This is a genomic window from Ideonella azotifigens (genome assembly GCF_006519715.1).
GTDB classification, from domain to species: Bacteria; Pseudomonadota; Gammaproteobacteria; order Burkholderiales; family Burkholderiaceae_C; genus Ideonella; species Ideonella azotifigens.
On the sequence record NZ_VIDT01000793.1, the window covers coordinates 1 to 2,293 of the forward strand.

Genomic DNA, 2,293 nt, shown 5'->3' on the forward strand with positions numbered 1-2,293 from the left:
CAACGTGCCCATCGGCTACGCGGTGAAGGACATTCCGGCCGGCAGCTGGGTGCACGAGCGGCTGCTGAAGATGCCGGCCGCGCGCGAGCTGGACGACACGCTGCCGATTGCCACCGTCAAGCCGCCGCACCAGGACCCGCTGGTCGGCCACAGCTTCCAGGGCTATCGCAATGCCGACGGCTCGGTCGGCACGCGCAACCTGCTGGCCATCACGACGACCGTGCAGTGCGTGGCCGGTGTGGTGGCGCTGGCGGTGGCGCGCATCCGCAGCGAACTGCTGCCGCTGTACCCGAACGTGGACGGCGTGGTCGGCTTGGAGCACACCTATGGCTGCGGCGTGGCCATTGACGCGCCGGACGCGATCATCCCGATCCGCACCCTGAAACACATCTCGCTGAACCCGAATTTCGGTGGCGAGGTGATGGTCGTCAGCCTGGGCTGCGAGAAGCTGCAGCCAGAGCGCCTGCTGCCGCCTGGCAGCTTCGCGATCCAGCCGGCCGACGACGGCAGCGAAGCCGGGCTGGACGTGGTCTGCCTGCAGGCCGAGGCGCATGTGGGCCTGATGTCCATGCTGGACGACATCGTGCAGAGCGCCAAGCCGCACCTGGCGCGACTCAACGCCCGCCAGCGCGAGACCGTGCCGGCCAGCGAGCTGGTGGTGGGCGTGCAGTGCGGCGGCAGCGATGCGTTTTCCGGTGTGACGGCCAACCCGACCGTGGGCTTCGCGGCCGACCTGCTGGTGCGCGCCGGCGCCACCATCATGTTCAGCGAGAACACCGAGGTGCGTGACGCGGTGGACCAGCTGACCAGCCGCGCCGCCACGCCCGAAGTGGCCGAGGCGATCAAGCGTGAACTGGGCTGGTACGACCGCTACCTGGACCGCGGCCGTGTGGATCGCTCGGCCAACACCACGCCGGGCAACAAGGCGGGTGGCCTGTCCAACATCACCGAAAAGGCGATGGGCTCCATCATCAAGAGCGGCAGCTCAGCCATCTCGCATGTGCTGCCGCCCGGCGAGAAGCTGCGCCGTGACCAGCGCGGCCTGGTCTTCGCCGCGACGCCGGCCAGCGACTTCATCTGCGGCACGCTGCAGCTGGCCGCCGGCATGAACCTGCACATCTTCACCACCGGCCGCGGCACGCCTTACGGCCTGGCCGAATGCCCGGTCATCAAGGTCGCCACCCGTAGCGATCTGGCGCGCCGCTGGCACGACATCATGGACGTCAACGCTGGCCGCATCGCCGACGGCGAGCAGACCATCGAGGAAGCCGGCTGGGCGCTGTTCCAGCTGATGCTGGACGTGGCCAGCGGCAAGAAGACCTGGGCTGAACACTGGAAGCTGCACAACTCGCTGGTGCTGTTCAATCCGGCGCCGGTGACCTGAGTTTCACTGTCCGTCCGCCGGCACGCGCACCAAGTCGCCTTGCGTCGGCCCGTGGCGGGTTACCAAGGCCAGGCCTGTCTTGTCGATGGACAGCGAGCGGAACGGGCCGATGGAGGCGCTGGGCAGGGTGAGCAGGGCATGGTCGCGGCCGGTGGCGTCGCGGCGGATGAGCTGGTCGCCAGCGGCGCCGCGCGAGATGCGCCAGAGTTCGCCGTCGTGCCAGGCCCAGTTGCCCCAATCCTGTTGCGCCAGGTCGTTCAGCACCAGCTCGCCTGGGGAGGCGGGACGGCCCTTGTCGTCCAGCCGGCGGCGCCACAGGCCGCGTTGATTTTCCCTGGCGTAGTACAGCCAGCGTTGCGTGCCGAGCATCACTTCGCGGCCGAAGTGGGCGTGGTCGTCGGTCAGCAGGCTGAAGGTTTGCGTGGCGGGGTCGAAGCGCCAGAGTTCGGGGTGGTTCTCGCGGGTGCTGTAGACGATCAGCGTGCGGCCGTCCACGCCCCAGCTGGGGCTGGCGACCTCGGCTTGCACGGGGATCACGGTCGGTGCTGCACCGCCGTTCAAGTCGCCGATCACCAGCTGGTTTGGTCCGTCGCTCGGGCTCAGCACGGTGGCGTAGCGGCGGCCATCCGGGCTGCAGGCGGGCGGCTCGGGCGTGCCGGCGGGCAAGGGCAGTTCGCGGGCCTCGGCGTTGGCGCCGTCGCGGTACCAGACGCCGATGCGGCGTGCCCGGAAGGACACGAAGATCGGGTGCTCGGCGTCCTGGCAGGCGTCGGCATACAGGTCGCGGCCGCTGGAGCGGATGCTGCTGCGCAGCGCACCATCGGCCAGCGTGTAGAGCTCGATGTGGTCGTCGTAGCGCAGCACGCTGGCGGCCACGTCGCCGGAACCGTCGGGGATCGCGGCCAGGCT

The 2,293-nt window shown here is 69.6% G+C and carries 2 protein-coding genes; one reads left to right on the forward strand and one right to left on the reverse strand.

The features are described from left to right. Positions 1–1,384, forward strand: a 1,384-nt coding sequence (gene garD, locus FKP22_RS27705) for a galactarate dehydratase (RefSeq protein ID WP_141291220.1), incomplete at its 5' end; no start/stop codon positions are given. A 3-nt stretch (positions 1,385–1,387) separates the two neighbouring features. On the opposite strand, the gene FKP22_RS27710 is transcribed toward garD, so the two are convergent. Next, positions 1,388–2,293 (reverse strand): TolB family protein (locus tag FKP22_RS27710; protein WP_211361621.1); only part of this gene is annotated, 906 nt, incomplete at its 5' end.